This is a genomic window from Mesorhizobium sp. M1E.F.Ca.ET.063.01.1.1 (genome assembly GCF_003998155.1).
In the GTDB taxonomy this organism is placed as follows: domain Bacteria; phylum Pseudomonadota; class Alphaproteobacteria; order Rhizobiales; family Rhizobiaceae; genus Mesorhizobium.
On sequence record NZ_RZSC01000020.1, the window covers coordinates 1 to 23,746 of the forward strand.

At 60.4% G+C, this 23,746-nt stretch carries 27 protein-coding genes; 11 read left to right on the plus strand and 16 right to left on the minus strand.

The window, feature by feature from the left end:
• Positions 1-512 (minus strand): LysR family transcriptional regulator (locus EOA29_RS03685; RefSeq protein ID WP_145969618.1); only part of this gene is annotated, 512 nt, incomplete at its 3' end.
• Between the two features lie 239 nt (positions 513-751).
• Here EOA29_RS03685 and EOA29_RS03690 point away from each other — a divergent pair.
• Positions 752-2,227, plus strand: a complete 1,476-nt coding sequence (locus EOA29_RS03690; RefSeq protein WP_127220225.1) for an NAD-dependent succinate-semialdehyde dehydrogenase — start codon at positions 752-754, stop codon at positions 2,225-2,227.
• Between the two features lie 85 nt (positions 2,228-2,312).
• Here EOA29_RS03690 and EOA29_RS03695 read toward each other — a convergent pair whose 3' ends face one another.
• A complete protein-coding gene (locus EOA29_RS03695) occupies positions 2,313-3,059 on the minus strand; it encodes a GGDEF domain-containing protein (RefSeq protein ID WP_245468392.1) in 747 nt (248 codons plus the stop codon).
• A 263-nt stretch (positions 3,060-3,322) separates the two neighbouring features.
• A complete protein-coding gene (locus EOA29_RS03700) occupies positions 3,323-4,027 on the minus strand; it encodes a thermonuclease family protein (RefSeq protein ID WP_245468393.1) in 705 nt (234 codons plus the stop codon).
• 130 nt (positions 4,028-4,157) lie between these two features.
• On the opposite strand from EOA29_RS03700, the gene EOA29_RS03705 reads away from it, so the two are divergent.
• Positions 4,158-4,694, plus strand: a complete 537-nt coding sequence (locus EOA29_RS03705) for a hypothetical protein (protein WP_127220228.1) — start codon at positions 4,158-4,160, stop codon at positions 4,692-4,694.
• A gap of 121 nt (positions 4,695-4,815) precedes the next feature.
• Here the strand turns inward: EOA29_RS03705 and EOA29_RS03710 are convergent, their stop codons facing one another.
• The 10 genes from EOA29_RS03710 to EOA29_RS03755 form a co-directional block, all read right to left on the minus strand.
• On the minus strand, positions 4,816-5,370 hold the full coding sequence (locus tag EOA29_RS03710; RefSeq protein ID WP_127220229.1) for a hypothetical protein: 555 nt from the start codon (positions 5,368-5,370) through the stop codon (positions 4,816-4,818).
• Positions 5,367-5,942 (minus strand): L,D-transpeptidase, encoded by a 576-nt coding sequence (locus tag EOA29_RS03715; protein WP_127220230.1) that lies wholly within the window; start codon positions 5,940-5,942, stop codon positions 5,367-5,369. Before EOA29_RS03715 ends, EOA29_RS03710 begins: the two co-directional genes overlap by 4 nt.
• The gene (locus tag EOA29_RS03720) at positions 5,929-7,092 is read right to left on the minus strand and encodes an AAA family ATPase (RefSeq protein ID WP_127220231.1); all 1,164 of its coding nucleotides are present in this window, start codon (positions 7,090-7,092) and stop codon (positions 5,929-5,931) included. The genes EOA29_RS03715 and EOA29_RS03720 overlap by 14 nt, the downstream gene beginning before the upstream one ends.
• Entirely contained in the window at positions 7,089-7,685 is a 597-nt protein-coding gene (locus tag EOA29_RS03725; RefSeq protein WP_245468394.1) for a TadE/TadG family type IV pilus assembly protein, read from the minus strand. The genes EOA29_RS03720 and EOA29_RS03725 overlap by 4 nt, the downstream gene beginning before the upstream one ends.
• Before the next feature lie 41 nt (positions 7,686-7,726).
• On the minus strand, positions 7,727-8,254 hold the full coding sequence (locus tag EOA29_RS03730; protein WP_245468395.1) for a TadE/TadG family type IV pilus assembly protein: 528 nt from the start codon (positions 8,252-8,254) through the stop codon (positions 7,727-7,729).
• A gap of 5 nt (positions 8,255-8,259) precedes the next feature.
• The gene (locus tag EOA29_RS03735; RefSeq protein WP_127220234.1) at positions 8,260-9,744 is read right to left on the minus strand and encodes a pilus assembly protein TadG-related protein; all 1,485 of its coding nucleotides are present in this window, start codon (positions 9,742-9,744) and stop codon (positions 8,260-8,262) included.
• A gap of 69 nt (positions 9,745-9,813) precedes the next feature.
• Positions 9,814-10,089 carry a hypothetical protein gene (locus EOA29_RS03740; protein WP_245468396.1) on the minus strand — a complete coding sequence of 92 codons (276 nt, stop codon included), beginning with the start codon at positions 10,087-10,089 and terminating at the stop codon, positions 9,814-9,816.
• Between the two features lie 4 nt (positions 10,090-10,093).
• Positions 10,094-11,488: a type II and III secretion system protein family protein gene (locus EOA29_RS03745; protein ID WP_245468397.1), complete on the minus strand. Its 1,395-nt coding sequence runs from the start codon at positions 11,486-11,488 to the stop codon at positions 10,094-10,096.
• Between the two features lie 118 nt (positions 11,489-11,606).
• Positions 11,607-12,647, minus strand: coding sequence for a Flp pilus assembly protein CpaB (cpaB, locus tag EOA29_RS03750; protein WP_127220237.1), 1,041 nt, complete (start codon positions 12,645-12,647; stop codon positions 11,607-11,609).
• A gap of 85 nt (positions 12,648-12,732) precedes the next feature.
• Positions 12,733-12,906 carry a Flp family type IVb pilin gene (locus tag EOA29_RS03755; protein WP_127220238.1) on the minus strand — a complete coding sequence of 58 codons (174 nt, stop codon included), beginning with the start codon at positions 12,904-12,906 and terminating at the stop codon, positions 12,733-12,735.
• A 495-nt stretch (positions 12,907-13,401) separates the two neighbouring features.
• Here EOA29_RS03755 and EOA29_RS03760 point away from each other — a divergent pair, with 495 nt between their 5' ends.
• From EOA29_RS03760 to EOA29_RS03800, 9 genes are all read left to right on the plus strand, one after another.
• Positions 13,402-14,787: a CpaF family protein gene (locus tag EOA29_RS03760; RefSeq protein ID WP_127220248.1), complete on the plus strand. Its 1,386-nt coding sequence runs from the start codon at positions 13,402-13,404 to the stop codon at positions 14,785-14,787.
• A complete protein-coding gene (locus EOA29_RS03765) occupies positions 14,787-15,758 on the plus strand; it encodes a type II secretion system F family protein (protein ID WP_127220239.1) in 972 nt (323 codons plus the stop codon). Before EOA29_RS03760 ends, EOA29_RS03765 begins: the two co-directional genes overlap by 1 nt.
• 15 nt (positions 15,759-15,773) lie before the next feature.
• Positions 15,774-16,724 carry a type II secretion system F family protein gene (locus tag EOA29_RS03770; protein ID WP_127220240.1) on the plus strand — a complete coding sequence of 317 codons (951 nt, stop codon included), beginning with the start codon at positions 15,774-15,776 and terminating at the stop codon, positions 16,722-16,724.
• A 54-nt stretch (positions 16,725-16,778) separates the two neighbouring features.
• Entirely contained in the window at positions 16,779-17,327 is a 549-nt protein-coding gene (locus EOA29_RS03775; RefSeq protein ID WP_189478805.1) for a tetratricopeptide repeat protein, read from the plus strand.
• A gap of 1 nt (position 17,328) precedes the next feature.
• Positions 17,329-17,850: a prepilin peptidase gene (locus tag EOA29_RS03780; protein WP_127220241.1), complete on the plus strand. Its 522-nt coding sequence runs from the start codon at positions 17,329-17,331 to the stop codon at positions 17,848-17,850.
• Between the two features lie 104 nt (positions 17,851-17,954).
• Complete coding sequence (locus EOA29_RS03785) at positions 17,955-18,752, plus strand: sterol desaturase family protein (protein WP_127220242.1); 798 nt, start codon at positions 17,955-17,957, stop codon at positions 18,750-18,752.
• A complete protein-coding gene (locus EOA29_RS03790; protein ID WP_145969619.1) occupies positions 18,724-19,413 on the plus strand; it encodes an isoprenylcysteine carboxylmethyltransferase family protein in 690 nt (229 codons plus the stop codon). The genes EOA29_RS03785 and EOA29_RS03790 overlap by 29 nt, the downstream gene beginning before the upstream one ends.
• A gap of 278 nt (positions 19,414-19,691) precedes the next feature.
• On the plus strand, positions 19,692-20,435 hold the full coding sequence (locus EOA29_RS03795; RefSeq protein ID WP_210213107.1) for a phosphatase PAP2 family protein: 744 nt from the start codon (positions 19,692-19,694) through the stop codon (positions 20,433-20,435).
• Between the two features lie 48 nt (positions 20,436-20,483).
• Complete coding sequence (locus tag EOA29_RS03800; RefSeq protein WP_127220245.1) at positions 20,484-21,494, plus strand: acyltransferase; 1,011 nt, start codon at positions 20,484-20,486, stop codon at positions 21,492-21,494.
• 254 nt (positions 21,495-21,748) lie between these two features.
• Here the strand turns inward: EOA29_RS03800 and EOA29_RS03805 are convergent, their stop codons facing one another.
• The 3 genes from EOA29_RS03805 to EOA29_RS41140 form a co-directional block, all read right to left on the minus strand.
• Positions 21,749-23,047, minus strand: a complete 1,299-nt coding sequence (locus EOA29_RS03805; protein ID WP_127220246.1) for an ABC transporter substrate-binding protein — start codon at positions 23,045-23,047, stop codon at positions 21,749-21,751.
• A 42-nt stretch (positions 23,048-23,089) separates the two neighbouring features.
• Positions 23,090-23,458, minus strand: a complete 369-nt coding sequence (locus tag EOA29_RS03810; RefSeq protein WP_127220247.1) for a hypothetical protein — start codon at positions 23,456-23,458, stop codon at positions 23,090-23,092.
• 72 nt (positions 23,459-23,530) lie between these two features.
• The coding region (locus tag EOA29_RS41140) for a hypothetical protein (RefSeq protein WP_189478807.1) at positions 23,531-23,746 on the minus strand (216 nt) is incomplete at its 5' end.

A 23,746-nucleotide genomic window follows, 5' to 3' on the forward strand; every position in this document is an offset into this window, starting at 1 on the left:
TTCACGGCGAGCTCGATCCCCTCTTGGAAAAGTGACCAGGTGTCGAGGCGATCCCAAACCTGGCCCAGCGGACCGGCAACGGCTAATTCGACCTCACCATTCTTGAGCGCCTCTACCACAGCCGCCGGCGAGCCGCGGTGGATTTTGAGATGCGCGCCGGGATAGGCCCGAAAAAGCTCGGTGAACGGCGAAACCAGCAGCGCAATGTTGATGCTGTTCGAAATCGTGACGTTGAGAGGCGCGACGTCGCTGCTTTGCACTGCCTTGGCTAGTGACTTGGCAGAGGTCGCCGCGTCGTAGCACTGCTGCAGCAGGGGCAGCATGCGCCGGCCAAGCTCGGTCAAGTGGGAATGCTGGCGTTCACGACGAAGAAGCTCTCCGCCTAGCTCCTCCTCCAGCGTCTTGATGGCTCGCGTCAGCGCGGGCTGAGTGACATTGCACTCCTCGGCCGCTCTGGTGAAGTTCAACGTGCTGGACAGGGCCAGAAAATATCGGACCTGCTGCATCTCCATGAAATTTCGCCCCCTCAGCGAAATCCGGCTTTTTCAGGCATAGCTAATTCGTTGCTATGCTAACGCAACCGGAAATCCAAGCAAGGTCGAGGGACGATTCGCCTGAACTTGGCTCCGCGACGCCGGCTGCAACGGGTGGGTCTACCGCCGTCCTTCCCAGGCCCTATGAGAGGCGTGGATGCGCGGCATACACGTTGGCGCCATTGACAACCATCAAGCTGCTTAAGGAGGAGACCGGTATGCCCCTGTGCCCGCCGATGATCCGCCACCTGAAATCCCCCGACCTGTTTGCCGCGATCGACCGTGTGCCGGCGCTTGGCATGCCGGCTGGCGGGCGTACGTTCGAGGTCTTCAATCCATCGACCGGCGAACTGCTGGCGGAACTTCTCGACATGGGCGTCGAGGAGACGCGCGCGGCGATCGACAAGGCTTATGTCGCTCAGGCCGAATGGGCAGCACTGACCGCCCGGGAGCGCAGCGAAATCTTGTGGCGGTGGCATCAGTTGATCGTCACCCACACCGACGACCTCGCCGCTATCCTCACCGCGGAGATGGGCAAGCCGCTTGCCGAAGCCAAATCGGAGGTCTCGCATGCGGCGGCGTATCTGCAATGGTATGCCGAGGAGGCCAATCGTATCTACGGCGAGACGATCTCAGCACCGTCAACGGACCGTCGCATGCTGGTGATCAAGCAGCCTATCGGCGTTGTCGGCACGATCACCCCATGGAATTTTCCCGCATCGATGGTGGCGCGCAAGATCTCGCCGGCGCTGGCGGCGGGCTGCGCCATCGTGCTGAAGCCTGCCGAGCAGACACCGCTTGTCGCGGGCGCCATGTTCGCGCTCGCCGCCGAGGCCGGTTTCCCAGACGGTGTCGTGAACCTTATCTATGCCTCCGAGGGCGCCGCGGTGGGGCGTGAGCTCTGCCACAATCCCAAAGTGCGCAAGATCAGCTTCACCGGATCGACCGAGGTCGGCCGGCTGCTCATGCGCCAGTGCTCGGACCAGATCAAGAAGGTCAGTCTCGAGCTGGGCGGCAATGCGCCTTTCATCGTCTTCGACGACGCCGACATCGACGCCGCCGTGGACGGGGCGATCCAGGCGAAGTTCCGCAATGCCGGCCAGACCTGCGTTTCAGCGAATCGCCTTTACGTGCAGTCGGGCGTTCATGACGAGTTCGTCGATAAATTCGTGGAACGGGTTCGCCAGCTTCAGGTCGGCGACGGTTTCGATCCCGATGTCGCCATCGGCCCGCTGATCGACAGGCCGGCGCTCGCCAAGATCGAATCCCATATCGCCGATGCCGTGGGAAAAGGCGGTGCGATCCGGTGCGGCGGAGGTCGGATTGGTTCAGACGGCACTTTTTTCCAACCGACCGTCCTTACTGATATTTCCAGCGCAATGACGGTGGCGCAGGAGGAGACGTTTGGGCCATTGGCCCCGGTCATCCGCTTCGAAGATGCGGATCAGGTCGTGCGTGAAGCCAACGACACGATCTACGGCCTCGCCGCCTATTTTTACGCATCGAACCTGAAGCGGGTCTGGCGTGTGGCGGAGGCCCTGGAATATGGCATGGTGGGCATCAACACCGGACGCATGTCCTCGGAAGCCGCGCCGTTCGGCGGGGTCAAGCAGTCCGGTATCGGGCGGGAGGGTTCCCGCCACGGCCTCGAGGATTACCTCGAGATGAAGTATCTCTGCATGGGCGGCATCTGAGGCATAAAACGATCAGGCCGCTTTTGAAGAACGATATACCGCGGGAATGTCGCCCGCGGAGGTCGTTGGGGTTCCGCTCGCAGGGTCAGTTGCTGATATGCGATAACGCCAGGTCGGCCTCGTCCTGAGCCTCCAACAGGAGCTCTTCCGCCGACCGGAACATGTCCTCGAACGCCAGTTCATGCTCGAAGACAACGCCGCCGACGCGGATGGTAAGCACGTCCTTGTCGCCTTTCGGCGCGAAATAAATCTGTCCGACCGCGTCTCGAACACGTTCGCCGATCTCCTTGGCGTCCTGGCTCGTCGCGCCGGGAAGGAAAACCCCGAACATCGAATTTCCGATGCGCCCGATCAGGTCGTCCTTGCGCACCGAGGACCTGATGGCCGAGGCGATGAGCCGCAAGGCCTCGTCGCCCCAGCCAAGACCGAAGCGCAGATTGATCGATGCAAGATGCTCCGGGTGAATGACGAGGAAGGCGCCGGAGCGCGGGCCGGACGGTCTCGCCGCCCGTCTGTCGACCATCGAGGTGAACACAGCCCCGTTGAGACAGCCCGTCAGACGGTCATAGGTGCCGGACCTGGTGAGTTCCTGCCGGTAACGGCGGAGCTCGACCTCTCTCCAGCCGAGCAGGGCAAAAAGCGGCAGACCGATGATGATGGGCAGAAGCGCCGCCGTGATGACGCTGCGGCCGAACGGCGTCAAGGCGTCGCTGAGCAGGAGCAGATAGTTGAGGCCGAGCGACAGGCCCACGCAGGCGGCGGTGCCGAGCAGGGACAGCCAAAGGACATGCTTCCATGCCCCTGCCGGTGCGGTCTCTTTTTTTGTGCTCACTGGCCAATCTCCTGTTGGACGCATTGGCTTAAAGGCGGGGTGTTACGATTTCCGTTTCAGCGAGGCCTACAATTTGAAGGAATTCAGCGTCTTTCTCCGTGGGCGGCGTTGGAGGGGCACTCGTCAGCGGCCGCGGCCCGGGCTCGCTTCGACGATCTGATTCGGTCGCAGGTCGGCATTTGGTAGGATCGCTTAACGCTTTTGACCATTCCGTTATTACGCAATTCCGAACGGAAAGCCGTCTCGCGCTTTTCCTGGGGTGCTTATTGCGGCGGGCCGAAGATGCCCATCTGGGCGCCCCGGGCCACCGCTTCGGCCTTGTCGTAGAGTCCGCCGGGCGCCGCCATCGCCCAGCCATTGGCAACGAGCCAGGCGCCGACATCCTGCTTGCCGAGCGTGCAGGGCGCGGCGACGGCGAAGCGGTCGCCATCGGGCGGCAGGACACATTTGAGCGCCCGGCCGCGCAGCCAGGCGTTGAAGGCGGCGCGGGCGCGCTGGCCGCAGGGCCAGATGGCATCGCCGAACGAGCAGGCCCTGTCGGGGCCGATATCGACCGCGCCGCTGATGATGACCCTGCGTCCCATGGCTTCGAAGACCGCTGACGACACGGCGACCGGACGATAAAGCAGGGTCTCACGCCAGTCCTGCGGCATCGGCGTCCTTGGCGGCGAGGCGCGCCCAAGCTCGCCGAGCGGCGGGCGAGCCTCGACGCGCTCGATGCCCGCCACGTCGAGCGGCGGCGGCGCGATGAGGTCCTCGGCGATTCGGCGCGCCGGCTGGCCGGGCCGTGCGTCAGGAACGGGGACGTGAGGAGCTGGTCGCGCTTCGCCTGCCTCCGGGGTCGGCGGATAGGAGGGGAGGGTGGTCGGCAACCAGTGCCTGGACCCGGCAATCATCAGCGCGCCGGCGACCAGCCCCAGGCCGCCGAGCGTCGTGGCAAGCCGGCCGGTCGATTTCACCTCGCCCACAAGCGCGCCCCATCGTTTCACCGCATCATACATTAGGCACCGGCGACATTGCTTGAAAAGCAAGGCGTTGCGTTAAGTCTCGCGCAACCAATGCGGCCTACATTCAGGCATCGGTTGTCGAGGGGATGACATGACGCGCAAGCCGACACTGCTCTTTGCCTTCCCGGCCCTCATGCTGTTCCTGCTGGCGGCGGAGCGGACGGCGACATTCCTTCTCGGAACCTATTCGGCGAGCCCCGCCATGTGGCGCGTCTGGTTCGAGCTGCGGCCCTTCTCGACAATGTTCTGGCAGCAGGTGGACTTCTATCTCGGCGGCTCGATGGCTCTCGACGCAGCCATCATCCTCGCCGCGTCGGCCGCCTGCTGGATGGCCTGCCAGGCAAAGAGATCCGCCGGCTTTTTCCTCGCCAACCATGCCGCCCTGCTGTTCGCCGGACTGATGATCGCGGTCGGCAGCCATTCGGAAACGGCGAGCACGATTGCGACCTTCACCGCGCCGCGCGGCTTGCAGTTCTCGCTGGCGATCGACTTCAGCTGGAAGAACAGCCTGGTGCTGTGCCTTGGCCTCGCGGCCTGCGCCTATTGCCATGTCGCTTTCCTGCGCGAGGCGAAACTTCGCACGGAAGCCCGCGCCGTCCGCATCCTGGCGCTGCTGCGCGACTTCTAAAGCAATTCCAGGAAAAGTGTGTAACGATTTTCCGTCCGGAATTGCTTAAAAACAAATAGTTAGAGCGGTTCCGCGATTCTATCAAACGCTGAACCGCTCTAGCCTGGCATCCAGCGCGAGGTCAGTTGATCTTTTTGTAATAGACCTTGCCGTCCGCTTGCTGGATGCGCTGGTAGGACGGGTTGGGTCCGGGCGGCGCGACCTTCCGCTTGAACGTCGGCGAGGCCGAGTCCGGCTCGGCAGGGTTCTCGACTGCGGACGCCTCCGCCACGGTCGTGCCGGCGAAACCGGGTTCCGGCGCGCGAGGCGTCTCCGCCTCGGTGGCGACGGGCTGGCCCTGCTCCAGCTTGGCCAGGTTGCCGTTGATCTGGCCGAAACTCGCCTGCAACTGGCGGTCCAGCGTTTCGAACCGGCTCTGGAAGCCGTTGTTGACCGTGTCGATGCGGGCGCCGATCCGCTGCTCGAACTGGCCGAGCTGCTCCAGCCGCGCCTCCATCGCCCGCAGGTCGTTGACGCCGCGATAGAGATAGACGGCGGCCGTCACGTTGACGGCGGTGACGAGCGCGGCACCGACCGCGACGGCGCCGATTATTCTCGCCCGGTTCGGCTTGCCGGGCGCCTTTTCCTGCTCGCCGAGTTCGATTGCCGGAACGTCCGGTACGCTGATCATCGTCATTCAACCACCACCTTTGCGCCCACCGCCACGCGCTTGAAGAGATCGATCACATCGGTATTCGTCAGTCTAAAGCATCCGGACGTGCCGTCAAAGCCGACACCCTTGGGATCGTTGGTGCCATGGATGCGATAGAGCGTATCGCGTCCGTCGCGCGAGAGATAGAGCGCCCTGGCGCCGAGCGGATTGTAGGGGCCGGCCGGCACCATCGCCGGCAGTTCCGGCTGGCGGGCGCGCATCTCCTTGGGCGGACGCCATTGCGGCCATTCGGTCTTGGATGCGACCTTGACCGTCCCCGTCCAGCCGAACCCGTCGCGCCCGACGCTGATCTGGTAGCGCAGCGCCTGGCCCGGGCTCGTCACCAGATAGAGCGCCTTTTCGGTCTTGCGGATGATGATCGTTCCCGGCTGCTCGCCGGTCTGGAAGGCGACCGTCTTGCGCAGGCTTGGCCCCATGGCGGGAAGCGGCGGCAGGCCCGATCCGGCTTCCGCGAAACCGCAGGCCGACACCAGCGCCATGCCGGCCAGGCACGCACCCGCTACGCTCGCAGCAATGCGGCGCTTAGCGCTGGGCATTGTCCAGCCGCTCCTTGAACATGCGCTTCAGGTCCTTGTTGAAGCGGGCGCGTGCGTCCACCTCGGAAGGCAGGATGGCGCGGTTCAGCGCGTCGGTGAGAAGCGCGTTGTCCAGCGTCAGCGACTTGATGTGCGGCGCCTTGAAGATCTTCTCCAGCTCGCTGCGCGAGAAGTGATTGCCGAACCATTTGCGCTTGTGCTTGTTGGCGACCAGCGTGATCGAGACGCTGTTGCCGCGCAATTCGCGGATCTTCTTGTAGAGCCGCTTGCCCTGCCGCAGCGACGCGACGTTGAGCTCGAAGACGATGAAGATCTCGTCGCTCGTGCGCAGCACCGAATCGTGCCACGGCGTCTCGATGTTCGGCAGGTCGATGACGATGTCGTCGAAGCGATAGGCGACGAGGTCGAGCAGGCGGAAGACGAAATCGGCGCCATGCGGCTCGAACGGCAATTGCGGCCGCTCGAAGGAATAGAGCGTGAGCCCGGAGGGGCGCGAAAGCTTGATGACGTCCATCAGCTCGACATCGAGCCGGTCCGGCTGGCCGATGATGCCGGCAAGGTCGAACTGGTTGAACTGGTTGAGATAGGCGCCGCAATTGGCGCTCTGGAAGTCGAGGTCGACGAGGCAGGTCGAGGCCGCCCGCTCGGCCGATTTCGAGGCGAGATGCTCCGCCGCCGCGATCGCCAGCGTGGTCGCGCCGGCGCCGCCGCTGGCGGCAATGAAGGTGATGATCCGGCTCTTGGTTCCCTGGTTGCCGGTGTCGTGGAAAGTGACGGCGTTGAGCAGCTCCTTGGCGTCGAGCGGCTTGTGCAGCCAGTCCGATGCGTTCATGCGCACCAGCACGCGCGTCTGCTCGGAGGTGAGCTCGTCGGAAATCGCGATCAGCGGCACCGATGCCCATTTGGAGCGCGCCTCGACGACGCCGGGCTGGCCGAGCAGATCGCCACTGCCGAGATCGAGGATGATGATGCCCGGCCGCGCATCGACAGGCGGCCCTTTCAGAAACTCGACCGCCTCCGAAACCTTGACGTCATAGATCGCCAGCGCGTCGAGCCTGGTCGTCACGTCGCGCGTGAAGTTCGCGTCGGAAGAAAACAGGGCGACCTGCTTGCGCTTGGTTGGCAAAACTCTGGTGTCGATAGCGTTCATGGGAACGTACTCTTCAAGTCTTCACCGGTTACAGTACTCAGCATGGAAGGCATGTTGATGTTGGCAAACCCCATCAGTCCCTGGAGGAAAAAGAACTGGAAGGTCCGGTTCTGCAGGCTGACCGTGATCGTCGGCACGGGGCCGCCAAGCCGGGTCTGATAGCCAAGTCCGGTTGCCGTGTAGGTGACGACGACGTTGCTGCGCAGCAAGCCGGAGAAGAAGTGGCACATTCCTGGCCGCTGGGTGCCGGTAAGCGCCGGGCAGGCATCGTCATTGGTGACGGCGGTGTCGCCGCGGAATATCCGGCTGAAAGCAGCCGCGCTGAATCCGCCGCTGTTTGTGCAAGAACCGGTGGCACCACTGTAACTGCAGACGAACGGACCGTAAGCGCCGGCGACGACCGGCGCACCGGGATTGGCCGTCGGTGCGGCAATGGCAAGGTTGGTCGCGACCGCGTCCGATATTGAGGCCAGCCGCGCGCCGACCTGGACCGCCTTGGTTGCCGCATTCCACTGATAAAAAGCGTAGCCGAAATCGACGAAGCCGAGCGTCAACGCAAAGAGCAGGGTCGCGACGATGGTCATCTCGACCATGGCCGCGCCGTCCTCGGATTTTGCGAAACGCCTGATCATCGTCAGAACCGCATCAACCGTTCTTGATGTGAGCCGCTCAGCGTGATCGGACCGACGCCAATGAAAGCCAGCATGCCGACGCCGGTATAGGGGTAGGTTCCGTCCGCCTGGACGACGCAGACTTGTGCGGTCGTGGATCGATACTGCGTGACACCGCCAACCACCGCATCGTGGCAGCCGGTCCCGATCGTCACGGTGACGTTGGCTGTCTGCCAACCTGCGATTCGCGGAACGTCCGTCTGCGTTACGGCTGGCTTGCCGTAAACAGCGATGTTAGCGGCTATGCTGGCGCAATTGATCGCTGCCAGCCCGGCATCCGTGTAAATCTGGCTGTTGCACCGGGCGCCAAAACGAGCTCCGTCGGAAAGACCCGCCTCCATCAGGAGCTTGTCGTGGATAAGGTTGCCAAACTCGAACACGCCGGCTGAAAGCGTAAGCATCAATGGCGTTATAAGGGTCATCTCGATCAGCACCGCGCCGCGCTGATCGCGTCTAAATCTCGCAAGGTGGCGAAGGATGAGCCCAAGCATTTTCGTCACCGATAGAGTTGGGCTTCGTCGCGGAGGAAACTGTCGAGCGTTCCTGCGCCTCCGCGGCCGGTGATGTCGACGAGTTCGACAAAAACCGACCCGCCTGCGTTGGCGCCGGGGACAGGCTCCGTCAGGAAGAAGCTGGCAAAAGCCTCGACAGGGAGATTGGTGCTGTTGCCGTTCAGATTATTGCCGGCGCCCTCGAGCGCATTGCAGTTGAGGATCGCGCCATAGAGCAAGCGCCGATCGATGGATGTCACCGGCGGTTGGCAGGAACTCGGCGGTGTTCCCACTTCGCCGCCCGTAGAGGCGTGACCTATCAGACTGTTCGCGTTCTCGTATTTGTAGACCTGATACCGAGTCGGCTTGCTCGTGTCCCAGGAAGAAGGATAGCTGGTCCCACCGAAATTGGTGCTCCAATAGCTGGACAGGTTCCAGTTTCCGTCGCCCATTCGCCCATCCATGTAGGGCGTGGTGGCATCGCGTGGCAGGCCCATGTTGCCCGTCGCATTGAACGTCATCTGATTGTATTTCGGGCACTGGTTTCCGTTCCCATTCGTCGAGGCCCCCTTCCGAACGTTCGCAGCAGGGCCGTACTCTGGGCTGTTGAAACCACCGCCGCTGGGATCGATCCCAAAACGCACGTTGAAGGCGTCCTGAACCGGGCCCGTGTTTTGGCCGGTCTTTGTGCTAACGCCCTGGGAAGAATAGCAGCCGAGCGGCCTCGACGTGGCGATCGTCTCCGCGAGGCCTTTGGCACCGTTGCCGACACTGTCAGGCGGCGCCAGAAAGCCGAAATTGCCGGGTCCGTATGCGGCATTGTTCCCTACTGTACGGAGTTCGATCAGGCGGCGGCGGATAGACGGATCCGCCACGGCCTGCTCCAAGGTCACGCCGCCGGCGGAGTTAGTGCCGTTCACCATCTCGTATGGATTGCAGATGAAGACGGGGGTGTAGTTGCAGACACCGGACGTAAACCCTGCGACAGAGACCGCGCCGACATTGAAGCTGTTGTTCGCGGTGTTCCCGGTCAAAAACGAGGCAGGGAATATGGCCGCGAAGCCGACGGGCGTCACGGTGACCCGGACGAACCGTGCGTTCGGTGCATCCGTCACTTCATCGGTGATGATGTTGGCTGCTGCGATGGCAGTACTGTCTGATGCCGGAAGCGATCGAAGGTAGGTTCTCGTCACTCCCGCCGCTTGCAGCACCTGCGGAACGCCCGCCGTGGAGAAGGTATATTGGTTGCTCACCAGGGTCGCTAGCGCCCGGTCGGCGCGGACAATCGAGTCGGTGCGGCCATCCAACTCTGCAGCCGCGGCAAGTGCCATGGCATCGCCCGCCTTCTGCAGGTCGTTGTGCATGTTGTTGACCCGGCTCATGTCGATTGCCAGCAGCGAAAAGCCGATGATTGCCGGCAACATGATACTGACGAGCAGCAGCGCTATGCCTCGCTGATCGTGCCAGAATCTACGAATGGTCCCCAACATGACCCAACCCTTTACCCCTTGGTTTCAGGCTCCTCTCATACCTGATACAACCGCTTCCTTTCGTTCATTTCACTGCGTGGTCGTACCCGTCGGACCGACATTGACTGTCATATTGGTCGTGGGTGCCGGCGCCGGCGGAAGCTTGTATTTCTGCACAACGCCGACCGATCGTGCGCCATCGCCTTCGATCCTGGTGTTGTTCGACGCCGGGTTGTACGGATCGACCGTCTGCAGCAGTTGGTTGGCTTTCTGCGAGTCGCCTGACGCCAGCGTCATCGTGTCGTAGTTGTTCAGATAGTCCGCAGCGCAGCCCGCAAGCAGGCTGGAGCCGAGAAGAACGAGCAAGAGCTTATTTCTTGACATAGACCAGCTTGTCCTTCGATTTCACATCCAGCATGTGGCCATAGGGGCCGGTGACGCCGTCGCCATGCTCATATTTGCGGATCATGTCCTTGCTGACTTCGAGCTGTCCGAGCAGCATGAGTTCCGGGTCGTTGGCCGGCCTCGTCTTGTCGAATGGCGTCGCCAGTTGCTCGCCGGGCTTCACCGGCCGCACGAGGTGTGGTGTCACGATGACAACCAGCTCCGTTTCTTCCTTCTGCGTGCTCGAATTCTTGAACAGCGCACCGATGATCGGCACCTGGCCAAGCCACGGCACCTGATCCTGAAGCCTCGTGTTCTTGCTGGACAGCAGGCCCCCGACCGCGAAGCTCTGGCCGTCGCGCAGGTCGACCACGGTTGCCAGCTTACGGTTGGTGAAGATCGGGTCGCCGGCCGGGGTGAAGCCGGTCAGGTCGCTGACTTCCGGCGCCAGCTTGATATGGATCTTGCCGTCGTCCAGCACCACTGGCGTGAAGTTCAGATTGACGCCGAATTGCTTGAATATGACCTCGATCTCGCCTTGGCTGTTGACGCTGCGGATCGGCACTTCGCCGCCGGCGTTGAAGCTGGCTGTTTCACCGGAAACCGTGGTGAGGTTCGGTTCGGCCAGGAGCCGCACGAGACCCTTCGACTCGAGCGCTTCGATGATCAGATCGACCTTGACGTTGCTGTCGATGATGCGGGTAATTAAAGCTCCAAAGGGGCTGGCGGTCGACAGTAATCCGCTGAGCAGATCTCCATCGCCGAGGACCACGGGATTGCCGTCGTCATCCTTCGTTGTGGTCGCGATCCCGGTGCCAACCCTGGACGTCCCGCTCCTGTTCGTGCTCCTGAACGACACCCCGAGGTCGCGGCCGGCATTGCGCTTGGCCTCAAGGATGCGCACCGAAAGATTGACCTGCTCGCTGTCATCGATGGTGACGGCATTGATGATTGCGTCGGGGCCATATTGCTGCGTCACCTCGACGATCTGCGCCAGCGTCGCGGCGTCCTTGACGTGGCCGCTAAGTCGAACCTTGCCGTTGATCGAGCCGATTTCGATGCGTGCCTTCGGCGCCACCTGACGGATCGCGGCCGCCATGTCGCTGACGTCCTGGCCGACCTCGATCTGGATGGCGCCCAGCGAGCGCTTGTCCTCGGAAAACAGATTGACGGTGGTGGTGCCGACGCTCTTGCCGATCACGTAGAGCGTCTTGTCGGTCATCGGCTGGGCGTCGGCGATCTTCTCGTCGCCGACGACTATATCGCCAAGCGTGGCGTTCACCTGGATCGTGGCCGATTGCGACACGGGCACGAAAACGCGGTGGATGGTTGGGCTCGACACGTCGATGAAGCGGTCGGCGGCGTGAACCGCAGGGCTCACCGGCAACACAAGACAGGACCACCCCAGAGCGGCAGCGGCCAGTGATCCCCGAAAAAATCGCATCTAGATCGTCCCCTTACGGACCCACCCGGATCCCCTTATCCGAATGCGCCTCTCGCTATCTCTGTCGCGGCACGTCGTAGGCTTCGAGTTTCACGCCGCGGAAGACACGGATTGTAGCGCGGGCTGGCGGCGCCGGCTGCACATATTTGACCACTTCCTTTACAACTTCTTGCGGTTGTGGTGCTGGCGCCACAGTAGGGGCAGGTTTCGCCTTGCTCAACTGATCGATCTGGCTGCCCACCCGCTCCACCGCCTGGGCCAGCCCGTTAAGCTTGTCATCGGCACGCTTGCGCTCTTCCGCGGCTGCGGCCTCGGCGGCCTTCTGCCTCTCGAGTTCCGCCTGCCTCTTGGCAACGTCTTCCGGGGTTTCGCCGGTCAGGTCCGCCAGCGTCACGCGCTCGGTCGTCTCGCCTTTGCTGGCCGCGGCCTGGCGCAGCGCCAGCGACAGCTGGCCGGCACCGGCGGCAAGGGTGAGCTTTTGCGCGTCCTTGGTGCTGACCTCAACCGTTACCGCCTTCACGACCGTCGGGCTGTCCTTACTTTCGTCGGCGACCTGGTCGACGGCGAGCACTTTGACGCTCTGCAGCAGCACGTCGACGAAGCTCTTGTCGGGACCGTCATTGCTATGCACGCTGCGGGTCAAAAGCACGTCGACACGGTCGCCCGGGAAGACAAATCCTGCGACACCGAGCACATCGTTCACCCGGATGGAGACAGCCTTCATGCCTTCGGCAAGCACCGCCGAAAGTGTGGCGCGTTGGCCAGGACCTGTGATCTTGGTGGCGAGCACCGGTTCGTTGACGCCGATCGCCTGAAGGGCTTGCTTGGCTCCCTCACCAGCCAGGAGGTCCTTGGTCGTCTTGAATGCGCCATCTGGGACCGCGCCCGCGGGCCAAGGGATCTCACGCAATTTGTCGTCGCTTAGTGAGTCGCCAAATTTGAGCGGCACGGCCGCCACTACGATGGTGTCACGTGGCAGGTCACCTGCCTTCGCCATGGCCGAGCGCTGATTGGCAAGCCAAACGTTGGCAAGTACCACCGCCAGCACGCCGAACACGCCAGCGAGAACAATCATGATAACAGTATTAGCGCGCATCAATATTACCCCGCCCGATTGCGTACGCCGCTAGCTTCAAGTTCGCCGACGCCGGGCTGCCCCGGCGTCGGCGATCGTCAAGATATCAAGGCAACTGTCCCGTCAGCGCCGTCCACTGGGTGCCGACCCAGCCGCCGACAAAAATCACCGAAGCGATCACGGCCACGGTGATGATGCCGAGCAGGATCGTATATTCGACCATAGCAGCGCCGTTTTCTTCGTTGCGGAACTGCCGGGCCATCGTCATGAGCTTCTTCATGCCAATTTCTCCCTTTGGAGGTTTGAACCCGACGAGACGAGCCTAAGGATGAACCCCATACCCAAGCATCCCCCGTCACGTTCAATCCTAGGTCCGCCAAAAAAGCCAAGTCAAACGGATTAACAGTCCCTTAACCTTTCAATACTCGATTCGACGCTTCTTCAATTTTGACAACAGCTTGATTCGCTTCGCTTTTCAAGTGATCTTAACCATTCATTCACAATTCCGCCGCGGTCGCGCCGGGGCTTGGTCATATTAGGAGCCGTGCATAACTATTTATATCTGTGGGTTTAGAGGTGCGGCCGTCCGTGCGGGGACAAAGGTCCTAGGACTTTGGTCTGCAAGCTTGGAGTAGGGTGAAAATAAAACGATTTCCCGAAATCCATCTCTTAACTATGTCGCAAGTAATATGTCCAGTGTGTCCTTCAGGCGCTTGTGCCCCTCGTGGTTAACGCTTAGTTTCGATGGCGGGGAAATTGCAGGGGGTTGAGCGGCATGCTTGGTCGCTTCATCAAAGGATCGAACGAACAGAAAGCGCCACAGCCGGCGCATACAGCTGTTGCGGTAAATGGAACGGCACCTATCCCTTCAACTGAGGGGGAGTCGCACAGAGACGATTTTCTGACACTAAAGGTGGATCTGCATCGACATCTAATCGACCGTTTCAATCTCGCGGCACTTGAGAGTGCGCCGAAGGATGAAATCCTCAACGAGATCCGGCCGATCGTTCGTGAATTTGTGCGTGGGCGGAATGTACCGCTGAATGCGCGCGAGCTCGATCAACTCACCAGTGATACCGCCGACGAAATGCTCGGGCTGGGGCCAATCGAACCTTTGCTCAAGGACGATTCAATCGCCGACATTCTGATCAACACGCACAAGCACGTCTTCATCGAGCGGCGGGGCGTGCTTGAAGAGACGTCAATTCGCTTTCGCGACGAGGCGCATCTGCTGAGGATCATAAATAAGATAGTCTCCGCCATTGGGAGGCGCGTTGACGAATCGGCACCTATGGTCGATGCCCGCCTTGAAGACGGATCGCGCGTGAACATCGCCGTGCGACCGATCTCGGTCGACGGCCCGTTGGTCTCCATCCGCAAATTCTCAAAAAACCCCTATTCGCTTGAACGCTTGATGGCATTCAACTCGATCCGTCAGCCCATGGTCGATTTGCTACGAATTGCCGTTCAGTCGCGCAAGTCGATTCTTGTCTCGGGGGGCACCGGCAGCGGCAAGACTACACTGCTGAACGCTCTTTCCAGCTATATCCCGGCCAAAGAGCGCCTGGTTACGATCGAAGACGCGGCGGAACTGCAACTGCAGCAGCCGCATGTCGGCCGCCTGGAAACGCGCCCACCCAATGTCGAGGGCAAGGGCGAGGTTCGCCAGCGTGAGCTGGTCAAGAACGCGCTGCGCATGCGGCCGGATCGCATCATCGTCGGCGAGGTTCGCGGCGAGGAAGCCTTCGACATGCTGCAGGCGATGAACACCGGCCACGAAGGCTCGATGACGACAATTCATGCCAACACGCCGCGTGATGCGATCTCACGCATGGAACAGATGGTTGGCATGGCTGGCATGCCAATGACCAATGACTCGATCCGGGCGCAGATCGCCTCGGCAATCGACATCATCGTGCAGACGCAGCGTCTTTCTGATGGTGGGCGGCGTGTTGTCTCGATATCGGAACTGACCGGCATGGAAGGCAATGTCGTGCAACTCCAGGAGATCTATCATTTTGTTCGCCGTGATGTTGGCGCGGATGGTGCCATCATCGGCGAATTCCGTGCCACTGGCGTTCGTCCGCGATTTGCCCAAGAGGCAGCAACGCTCGGCCACCATTTTGGGAAGGACGCTTTCAATCCGCAGGTTCCGCTCTGATGCCGACAGGTCAAACACTTCTCTACTTCATATACGTTTTGGCAGCTGCATCGGTCATTCTAGCCGCGGAGTCTTTTTATCTGTCGTTTGCCAGCCGGCGCAAGCGAGCGGGAGTGATCAACAGGCGGCTGCAACGCCTGGGAGAAGACGCCCCCGCAGAACAAAGCCTGCAGAGTCTACTGCAGGAGCGGGGTTTGACGGCCTCCGGTGACTTCCTCTTTGGGGCGGTGGCGCTCAACCGCCTCTACACCCAATCGGGTATAACCGGCAATCCATTGGCATTCGCTGCGATGTTCTTACTCGCGGGTACGGTCTTCGCACTCGTGCTGTCATTGCTTTTCGGCTTTTCGGCAATCGTTGCATTAGCCGTTTTCGTTTTCATCGGTCTGGTCTTGCCTCTTCTGGTGCTGCGCAGAGCGAGAAACAAGCGGATCCAGAAGTTCGCCGCCCAACTCCCCGACGCACTTGACATGATCGTGCGTTCGCTCCGCGCCGGTCACCCGACCACCGTGGCGATTGGTCTGGTTGCACGGGAAATGCCCGACCCGTTGGGGACCGAATTTGGTATTGTTTCAGACGAAATCACCTTCGGGCTTAGCCTTGAGCAGGCTGTGCGGAAATTGTCGGAAAGAGTGGGCTTTGAGGGTCTACACTTAATGTCAGTCTCACTTTCCATTCAGGCGAAGACTGGCGGAAATCTAACAGAAATCCTTTCAAACCTGGCTTCCGTATTGCGAGAGAGGCAGAAACTGCGACTGAAGATACGAGCGCTTTCCGCTGAAGGTCGCATGTCAGCTTGGATTATTTCTTTGTTTCCAGTTTTCATGTTCGGAATTTTGATGGGCATTGCGCCGAGCTATTACGGCGGCGTCTGGGACAGCCCACTTATCTTGCCCGTATTCACGATCTTTGGACTTTGGGCATTGCTGGGAGTCTTCATCATGTATCGGATGGTCAACTTCGATTTCTGAGGAGCGCGATCAGACTTGCTGACCAATATCGGAAATTCGCCCACCTTGCTCTCCCTTGCCGTTTTTTTGGCAGCCGCGGCGCTTTTCATCTTCGCTTCACTGATGATTATGCCGGTTCTTCAGACAAGAAGGATGGTATCTCGGGCCCTCTTATCTGAGGGGATTGCCAGTCGGCGATCGCTCGGTGCCCAACAGGAACGCAACAAGATTTCGTCACAGCAGCCGGTCGACGCCTATTTTCGCGCTTTGGAAAAGGAGCGTGGCGAGCCAAATGCGCTGGAAGCGAAGTTATTTCGGGCGGGATTTCATCAACCAAACGCACCGGTTGTTTATACCTTGACTCGTCTTGCCTGCGTGTGTGTCGGATTCTTGGGGACATACGCGCTTCTATCGCGCGTTGTGCCGCCTCAACTGCCTGAGTTCGTCGCCTTCGGGGGCTCGGCACTGATAGGTCTTGGCTGCATCGTCATTCCGAGCATCATGCTCGACCGCTTCGAAAATACACAGAAACAGGTCTATCGCCGTGGCTTTCCAGACTTCATGGACATGATGATTACCTGCGCAGACGCCGGCATGAGCCTGGAGGCGGCAGTCGAGCGAGTGGGCGGCGAACTCGCCGGCACCCACAAATGGCTCGGTATTCAGCTCTCGATCATGAACCTGCAACTGCGTGCCGGCAAACCTCTCCGCGAGGCGCTGCGCGAACTGGCGGATCGCATCGGGCTTGACGAAGCGAAGGCCCTGGCGGTGCTGTTCCGTCAGTCGGAAGAACTCGGCACCAGCCTTACCGAGGCTTTACGTGTCTACAGTGACGAAATGCGTACCCAGCGAATTCTGCGTGCGGAAGAGCGGGCGAACGCTCTGCCGGTCAAGATGATGATCCCTTTGGGTCTCTGCATCTTCCCGGTGGTGATGATGGTCGTGATGCTGCCGGTCATTATTCGCATGAAAGGCGTTTTCTTCTAAGCCGTCATATGCTTTGGTTCTAAAATCCGAGTCGCAGGACCCCTGGGGGACGAAATGACAGGGCCAATACGCCTCGCCGCCGCAGCCAGCGTGCTGCTTGCCCTGCTTGCCGGTTGCCAGTCGACCGATAGCAGCATGGGCGTCGTGCGCACCAACGAACCGGCGAAAGGCGATTACACCGCCTTCGGCGATGCCTTCGACGGGCTGAAGACGGTCAGCGATGTCGACTACTATGCTTCGGACCAGGCGGTCACCGAGGCCAAGACCCAATTCCGTTCCGAAAATTACGGCAATGCCGGCGCCTTGTTCTACAAGGCGACGCGGCTGGCGCCGAATGACGGCGTCGCCTGGCTGGGCCTTGCAGCCTCCTGCGACCGCATCCGCCGCTTCGATCTGGCCGATCTCGCCTATGGCCGGGCCTACCGGCTGCTTGGCGCGACGCCCGAATACTACAACAATGTCGGCTATTCCTATCTGCTGCGCGGCAAGCTGCAGGAGGCGCGCACCAACTTCCTCAAGGCCTATGAACTGGCGCCCAATGATCCGACCGTGGCCAACAATCTAAAGCTGCTGTCGTCAAGCGTGCAGAATATCGAGCGTTGACGTGCTGCTGGCCGTTTCGCTGCTGCTGAAGGCGTTGGCCGCAGCCCTTCTCGCGCGGATTGCCTGGCTGGACTTCACAACGCAGAAAATATCCAACCGAGATGTTCTGCTGCTCCTATGTTTCGGGCTCGGATCGCTTCAGCTCTTCTCGGTGGTGGCCGGATCCTGGTGGGACATGGGCTTGAGCATGCTTGCCGGCCTCATGCTGTTTGTCGGACTATTTCCATTCTGGACCCTGCGCAAGGTCGGCGCCGGCGACGTGAAGCTGATGGCGGTCACGCCTTTGTTGGTCGGCGGCAGCGGCCTTGTCGTGTTTTCCCTGCTGCTGTTGGTTTTCGCCCTTGTCACGGCGCTTCTTGTCAAGAATCCGTTCCTATTGCCGGCAGGCGCATTTCGTGGTTACGTCCAGCATCTGGATCGAAAAGGCGTGGTGCCGTTTGGTGTGCCGATTTCGGCTGCGGCGATCTGCACGATAGCGTTCCAGATTGTATACAGCCTCAACGCCCTGATCCTATCGCAATAGCGAAAACTGCAGCCCGCCAGGGCTCGGGTTAACCTTCTGGAAACCATTAGCTTGCGCTAAAACCGGTGAAGTGCTTGGATCGTGTCTTGTCGGCGGGGTGCCGTATGGGCGTTTTCGATATCAAAGCACTGTTGATAACGGCTCTGATCTTCGTGCCGATCGAACGTCTGTTCGGCCTGCGACCCGGCCAGAAGATATTTAGGAAAGCCTTCTTCAACGACCTGATCTACGCTTTGTTCAATGGCGCTCCGATAGCGCTTGGCCTGATTGCGGTTGTTACGCTTTCAACGAGCACGTTGGGGCGGCTGGTGCCGGATTATGTCGGCAGAGCAGTGTCATCGCAGCCGATTTGGCTTCAGGTGATGGAGACTATTGTCATTGCAGACATCTGTTTTTATTTCGCCCATCGTGCGTTTCATGCCGTGCCGTTCTTGTGGCGCTTTCATGCAATCCATCACAGCATAGAAGAGCTCGACTGGCTGGCAGGGCACCGGATCCATCCCATTGATCAAATCCTCACGAAGGGTGCTTCCTTTGTGCCCTTGTATCTTTTGGGCTTCAGCAATGAATCGATCGCCATTTTCGCGTTCATTTTTCACGCTCATGCCCTGCTGCTGCACGCCAATGTCAAGCTGAACGTCGGCCCACTTCGATGGCTGATCGCCTCGCCTCAGTTCCATCATTGGCATCACGCGCGCGCGCGCGCGGCATACGACAAGAATTTTGCAGGTCAGCTTGCATTCATCGACATGCTGTTTGGTACGATGCACCTGCCCGCTGACACGGTGCCGGAGCGCTATGGCGTCGATGACCCCATCCCACAAACTTACATCGAGCAACTCGCCTATCCGCTGATCCCAAGGGGTAAAACCAATGAAACTCCCGCCACTCGAGACGCGTGATTTCATCGGACGCGCGACGATGACACTCTACTTTACGGTCTGCGCGACCTTCAAAGCTGCAGCCCTCATCAAAGGTGTTCGCATTGGAGAATGGACTGCAGCGTGGGCCATCGATATCGGGGCAAGCGTCGCCGCCCTCGGCTTCCTGATACTCGTTGTCGCCACAACGGTAGGCCGCTTGCCGCCGGTGAAAACAGCGCAAGGGTTTGAACCTCGCATTGCGGCCCTGATCGGATGCTTTGCAACTGCAACTTTGATTGCTGTGCCTCGCGTTGAAACACTTCCGCAGCTTCAGCTTGTTGCCGACCTTACCACCATTATAGGTTTCGCTCTTTGCATTTGGTGCCTGTGGTGGCTTGGCAGGTCATTCAGCATTACTGCGCAGGCGAGAAGACTTGTCACGGCAGGTCCGTATCAGGTGGTGCGGCACCCGCTTTACGCCTGCGAAGCGATCGTCCTGCTCGGCATTATTATGGGCAATCCGACATGGCCAACAGCCACAGTTGGCGTGATCGCCCTCGCATTTCAATATCGGCGGATGGTCAATGAGGAAAAGGTCTTGCGAGCAGCCTTCCCTGAATACCATGAATACGCGCAGCGTGTCCCCATGCTCTTGCCGCGTTTCGCTGGCACGGCGTTGCCAGCGTCCGATCCGCGATAGGGCAAAATCGGATTTCCCTGAGGTAATGAATTATGGGGGCAAGGAATTATCTTTACGCGATACTGACCGTCTCAGTGCTCGTTGGGACCGTCGATTTGATGTGGCTACCCTATTCGACTGTCCGCTTCTCACCGCTTAACTGGCCTGACATCAGAGCGGTGGCGTTGTGTATCTGTTTGGCCGGTCTGGCTTCATGGCTTGTCACGTGGCGCATGAGGGGGGACAGCTCACGGATCGGACAGTTTGTTCGCAAGGCTTCCGATTTTCTCGGAAATCTGGTGCTTGCGGCGGCCGCTTTTGTCCCGCTGCTGATTTGCACGACTGTTCTAATGCATCTTGCTAGCGCAACCGGACGCCCGTTAGCCGATCCAATGCTCGCTTCTATCGATGAGCGGATAGGATTCGACTGGCTTTGGTTCCTCTCTGTCACAAATAACAAACTGATAGCGCCGGTACTAATCGTTGCCTATCATGCACTCGGACCCCAGGTTCCGTTTGTAATTTTATTGAATATGGCAAGAAATAGAACAGATAAGATGTTAGAGTTCATCGCGCTACTTGCGGTGTCGTCGGTATTTTCAGAGGTGATGTTGGTTTTTTTGCCGGCTGGAGGTGCCTATGCTTATTTAAAGCCGGCCGCAGAACAGTTCAATCACTTTACTGCCCACGCCGGTATGTGGCACTATGAGACTTTGATGGCACTACGATCTGGCGAACCGTTCGATCTGATCATGACCAAAAGCAAAGGAATGGTGACTTTCCCATCCTATCACACAGCTCTTGGGATAATGATCATCTATGCGCTTCGTGATTGTCGTTGGTTAATGTGGCCCATATCCGGTTTGAACGCGCTGATGATCATCGCCACGCTTCCCGAGGGTGGGCATCACCTGATCGACGTGATCGCAGGTGCCATGGTTGGCGTGGCTTCGATCGTTGCCGTAAGAATGATTGGTGCTTACGAGCGCAAACGGGCCGACCGCCCCGAGAAGATCGGCGGCGGGACAGTTACTTTGCGCTGACGTGAATACGCGATCGCTCCGAACGGTTCAGACGATGTGGGCTTTAGCGTGATCTGGTCTCTGCAAGTACTTAGGTTCGTCGCCGCCTTGATGGTCGTCTATGTCCATGCGGCGCAGACTGCCGTTCAGGCTACAGGGTCGAACGGCTTGTTGCCTCATGATTTTCAGGTTGTCGGCCGCGCGGGCGTAGACATCTTTTTTGTCATATCAGGTGTGATCATCGCTAGAACGACACCTGGTCTGACCTGGCAGTCTTTCGCTTGGCGAAGGTTTCGGCGCATCGTTCCATCTTACCTGTTGGTTAGCATCCCCTATGCGATCGTTGCCTACAAAACCGGCTTCGGTTGGCGGGACGCCGTGGCGACGCTGCTGCTATGGCCGGCTACCGATCAAATGACCGCACCAGCGTTGCCCGCGGCCTGGACGCTCTGCTTCGAGATGCTGTTCTACGCCGCAGCGACCATCGTTCTCGTTGATCGAAGGCTGCTTCCGGGAGTGCTCGGCATCTTCGGTCTCGCGATGATCTTTCGGTCGGTGGGGCCGGTCTTGCAGTATCTTGGTAACCCGCTGATCATCGAATTCGGTTTTGGTGTCCTTCTCGCTTACGCCCCTAAATGGAAATCGGCAGTGTGGTGCCTGCCGATTGGCGCGGTGGCGATGATCGCTGTCGGATTTGTTGGAATAGCGCCGCAAGGCGGTACGATGGAATTCCTTGCCGGCAACGAAGGCTTCCAGCGAGTGCTGGTCTACGGTCTCCCGGCAGCGATGGTCGTTTTCGGCACGATGCAGATCGATGCAAAGCCAAGTGCGTGGACAGTTCTCGGTGATGCCTCCTACATGCTCTACCTGATTCACACCCTGCCGATCACGCTGCTTCTTGTGCTGTGGGCAGCATTCCCGATTCCGCCGGACCTCATCATCATGATCGGCGTGGGCACATCAGTCTTGTTCGGTTGGCGCATGTACATTCGTTTCGAGCTGCCGCTACGCGAATTGCTCAGTCGGGCTGTTCCGATCCCCGTGGCCATGGGCGAGAAATTGTCGCCGCCCAAAGCGTAGTTGGCAAACTGATAACCCTCAAAACCCTGCCGTCTATTTCTGCACCAGCTTCAGCTGTCGCTTGGCCATGTCCATTGCTGGACTGGACTTTTCCTGATGACAGGCAGAGCCGGCGGCTCGTCGGACACAGCCGGTCTCGGCGCCTCAAACATCAGCCGTTCGATGAGCGCGACGGCACCAGCCCCGACCGCGCCAGCAATAACCACAATGAGAAGTCTCTTCAGAAAATCCACTGCCCCCCGCCTGTAGTGAATTCAAAATCCCGCCGTCTGCTTCTCCACCAGCTTGAGCTGACCTTTCTCCACCCTGAAGAACGGCATCGACCTTTGGCTCGAGCCGTCGGCGCGGAAGCGGAACAGGCCTGTCGAGCCGCGGAAGCCGCTCGCATTCTCCAGCACCTGCTTGGAGAAACCGTTCGGGCCGACCGAGCTCGCAATGCCGGCCGACAGCGCCACCATGTCGTAGGCATAGGCGACGTTGACGTCGGGCTGATAGTTGTAGGTCGCCTTGAAGCGGTCGGCGATCGGCCCGGTCTCGCTCTGGTCGAGCGTCGCGATGTAGGCGCCTTCATAGAGCGGATCCACCGGATGCTCGAGCCAGCGGTTGGTGCCGATCAGGCTCACGGCCTTGCCCGGAATGCCTTTCGCCTTCAGCGCGCTCAGCACGGCGACAGGGCTGCCGTCGCCGCTGGCGACGACGACCGCATCGGGCGCCTCGACCAGCGAGCCCATGTCGGACACCACCTTGGCGCCGTCCGATGCCGAATAGGGAAGCGTCACGGCGAGCGTCGCGCCATAGATGCTGAGCGCGTTGGCGACCCTGGCCTCGATGGCGCCGGCATTGGCGCCGGCCGGCACCATCAGCACGAATTTCCTGGCGCCCTTGCCGGCGACGGCGGCCGCGCCCGCGGCCGCGCTGTCGGCTTCGCTGAGCCGCACCGAATAGACGCCGGGGCCGCCGGCGAAATTGTCGGCCAGCGCCAGCACCGGCGGCCGCATCGTGCCGGAGAGCTTGGCAAGGTGCTGCGCCGCCGCAAGCTCGGCCGGCCCGATCACGACCTTGGCGCCGCCTGAGGTGATCGCCTTCACCGCTAGGTCCTTGGCAAGGGAGCTGTCGCCGCGCGTGTCCTCGATCGTCAGCGTCACCAGCTTGTCGCCGAGATCGGTCATCGCCAGCCGCGCGGCATCAAACATCTTCCTGCCGTTCTCTCCCGTGCTTCCCGAGGCGGAGAGGGGCAAAAGCATGGTGATTTTGGTCGCGCCCGTCCCGAGCGTCAGATTGCCCTTCGGCGCTGCGGTCGCGGCGGAGCCGGCGGTCAGTTGCGCGGGCGTCGTGGCGGTGCCGCCGGCCTGGCTGCCAGGCGCGGCGATCGCCGCCGGATCGAGCACGTCCGATGCGCCGCTCTTCGACTGGCAGCCGGAGATGGCGGCGGCGGCGACAAGCGCGAGCGCCAAGGTTCGCGACTGCCGGAAATGGGTTTGCCGCCCAGGCTCGGCAGGCGTGGCAACCTGCGCTGGACGCACGAGGGCATTCGCCCCCGCCCAGGCTCTCATGGCTATCATCGCAGCCGATCGGCGCAGCGTTCGCCCGTCAGCTCAATGCATGTATTCGACCATGCGGTCGTGGAAGCACTCGCATTTGTTGAGCGTATCTTCGTCCTTATAGTTCGTCTTGAGGTAGCCATAGGCCATGCCGCAGGCGACCTTGGCTTCCGAAGCCCAGACGAAGGCGGGGCGCGACGAGTTGATCCATTCCGGGCTGTTGGCGACGGCGACGGATTCGTCCATCAGCTTCACAACATGGTCCTTGAGCTCGACCATGTTGTCGGTCAGCACCAGGTCCGACGTGCCCACGGTGCGGCAATAGTTCACCGCCGGCTCGCCGATGATGTCGGCGGCAAAGCCCGTCGATCCGGCCAAGAGCAGCGCCGTGGCCGAAGACAGAAATCTTGCGGAATGTCTCATGTAAGCCCCTCTTCGAATTGCGAATTCATGCGTTGTTGATGCATAGCATGGGAGTGTGGCCGTGCATAAGTGCTAAATCGTGGCCGTATGCTGTGTGTTGGTCGTATCGTCGTAGAGGATGTTGATCGTGCCGGCGGCAGGTGCGTTCTGCAGCACGGCGACATCGACGAAATTGGCGCCACCGGACGTGCCGTTGACGTCGACGCTCAGCGTGTGCGACGCCGAATCGTATTTCACGTACTCGGCGATATTGCCGCCCACCGAGGCGTCGAACAACGATGACAGGTC

Excerpts from the sequence above, each read along its gene's own strand:
- EOA29_RS03690 (WP_127220225.1), top strand. The coding sequence starts at position 752 with ATGCCCCTGTGCCCGCCGATGATCCGCCACCTGAAATCCCCCGACCTG.
- EOA29_RS03705 (WP_127220228.1), top strand. The coding sequence starts at position 4,158 with ATGACGCGCAAGCCGACACTGCTCTTTGCCTTCCCGGCCCTCATGCTG.
- EOA29_RS03710 (WP_127220229.1), bottom strand. The coding sequence starts at position 5,370 with ATGACGATGATCAGCGTACCGGACGTTCCGGCAATCGAACTCGGCGAG.
- EOA29_RS03715 (WP_127220230.1), bottom strand. The coding sequence starts at position 5,942 with ATGCCCAGCGCTAAGCGCCGCATTGCTGCGAGCGTAGCGGGTGCGTGC.
- EOA29_RS03720 (WP_127220231.1), bottom strand. The coding sequence starts at position 7,092 with ATGAACGCTATCGACACCAGAGTTTTGCCAACCAAGCGCAAGCAGGTC.
- EOA29_RS03725 (WP_245468394.1), bottom strand. The coding sequence starts at position 7,685 with ATGGTCGAGATGACCATCGTCGCGACCCTGCTCTTTGCGTTGACGCTC.
- EOA29_RS03730 (WP_245468395.1), bottom strand. The coding sequence starts at position 8,254 with ATGCTTGGGCTCATCCTTCGCCACCTTGCGAGATTTAGACGCGATCAG.
- EOA29_RS03735 (WP_127220234.1), bottom strand. The coding sequence starts at position 9,744 with ATGTTGGGGACCATTCGTAGATTCTGGCACGATCAGCGAGGCATAGCG.
- cpaB (WP_127220237.1), bottom strand. The coding sequence starts at position 12,647 with ATGCGCGCTAATACTGTTATCATGATTGTTCTCGCTGGCGTGTTCGGC.
- EOA29_RS03755 (WP_127220238.1), bottom strand. The coding sequence starts at position 12,906 with ATGAAGAAGCTCATGACGATGGCCCGGCAGTTCCGCAACGAAGAAAAC.
- EOA29_RS03760 (WP_127220248.1), top strand. The coding sequence starts at position 13,402 with ATGCTTGGTCGCTTCATCAAAGGATCGAACGAACAGAAAGCGCCACAG.
- EOA29_RS03765 (WP_127220239.1), top strand. The coding sequence starts at position 14,787 with ATGCCGACAGGTCAAACACTTCTCTACTTCATATACGTTTTGGCAGCT.
- EOA29_RS03775 (WP_189478805.1), top strand. The coding sequence starts at position 16,779 with ATGACAGGGCCAATACGCCTCGCCGCCGCAGCCAGCGTGCTGCTTGCC.
- EOA29_RS03785 (WP_127220242.1), top strand. The coding sequence starts at position 17,955 with ATGGGCGTTTTCGATATCAAAGCACTGTTGATAACGGCTCTGATCTTC.
- EOA29_RS03790 (WP_145969619.1), top strand. The coding sequence starts at position 18,724 with ATGAAACTCCCGCCACTCGAGACGCGTGATTTCATCGGACGCGCGACG.
- EOA29_RS03805 (WP_127220246.1), bottom strand. The coding sequence starts at position 23,047 with ATGAGAGCCTGGGCGGGGGCGAATGCCCTCGTGCGTCCAGCGCAGGTT.
- EOA29_RS03810 (WP_127220247.1), bottom strand. The coding sequence starts at position 23,458 with ATGAGACATTCCGCAAGATTTCTGTCTTCGGCCACGGCGCTGCTCTTG.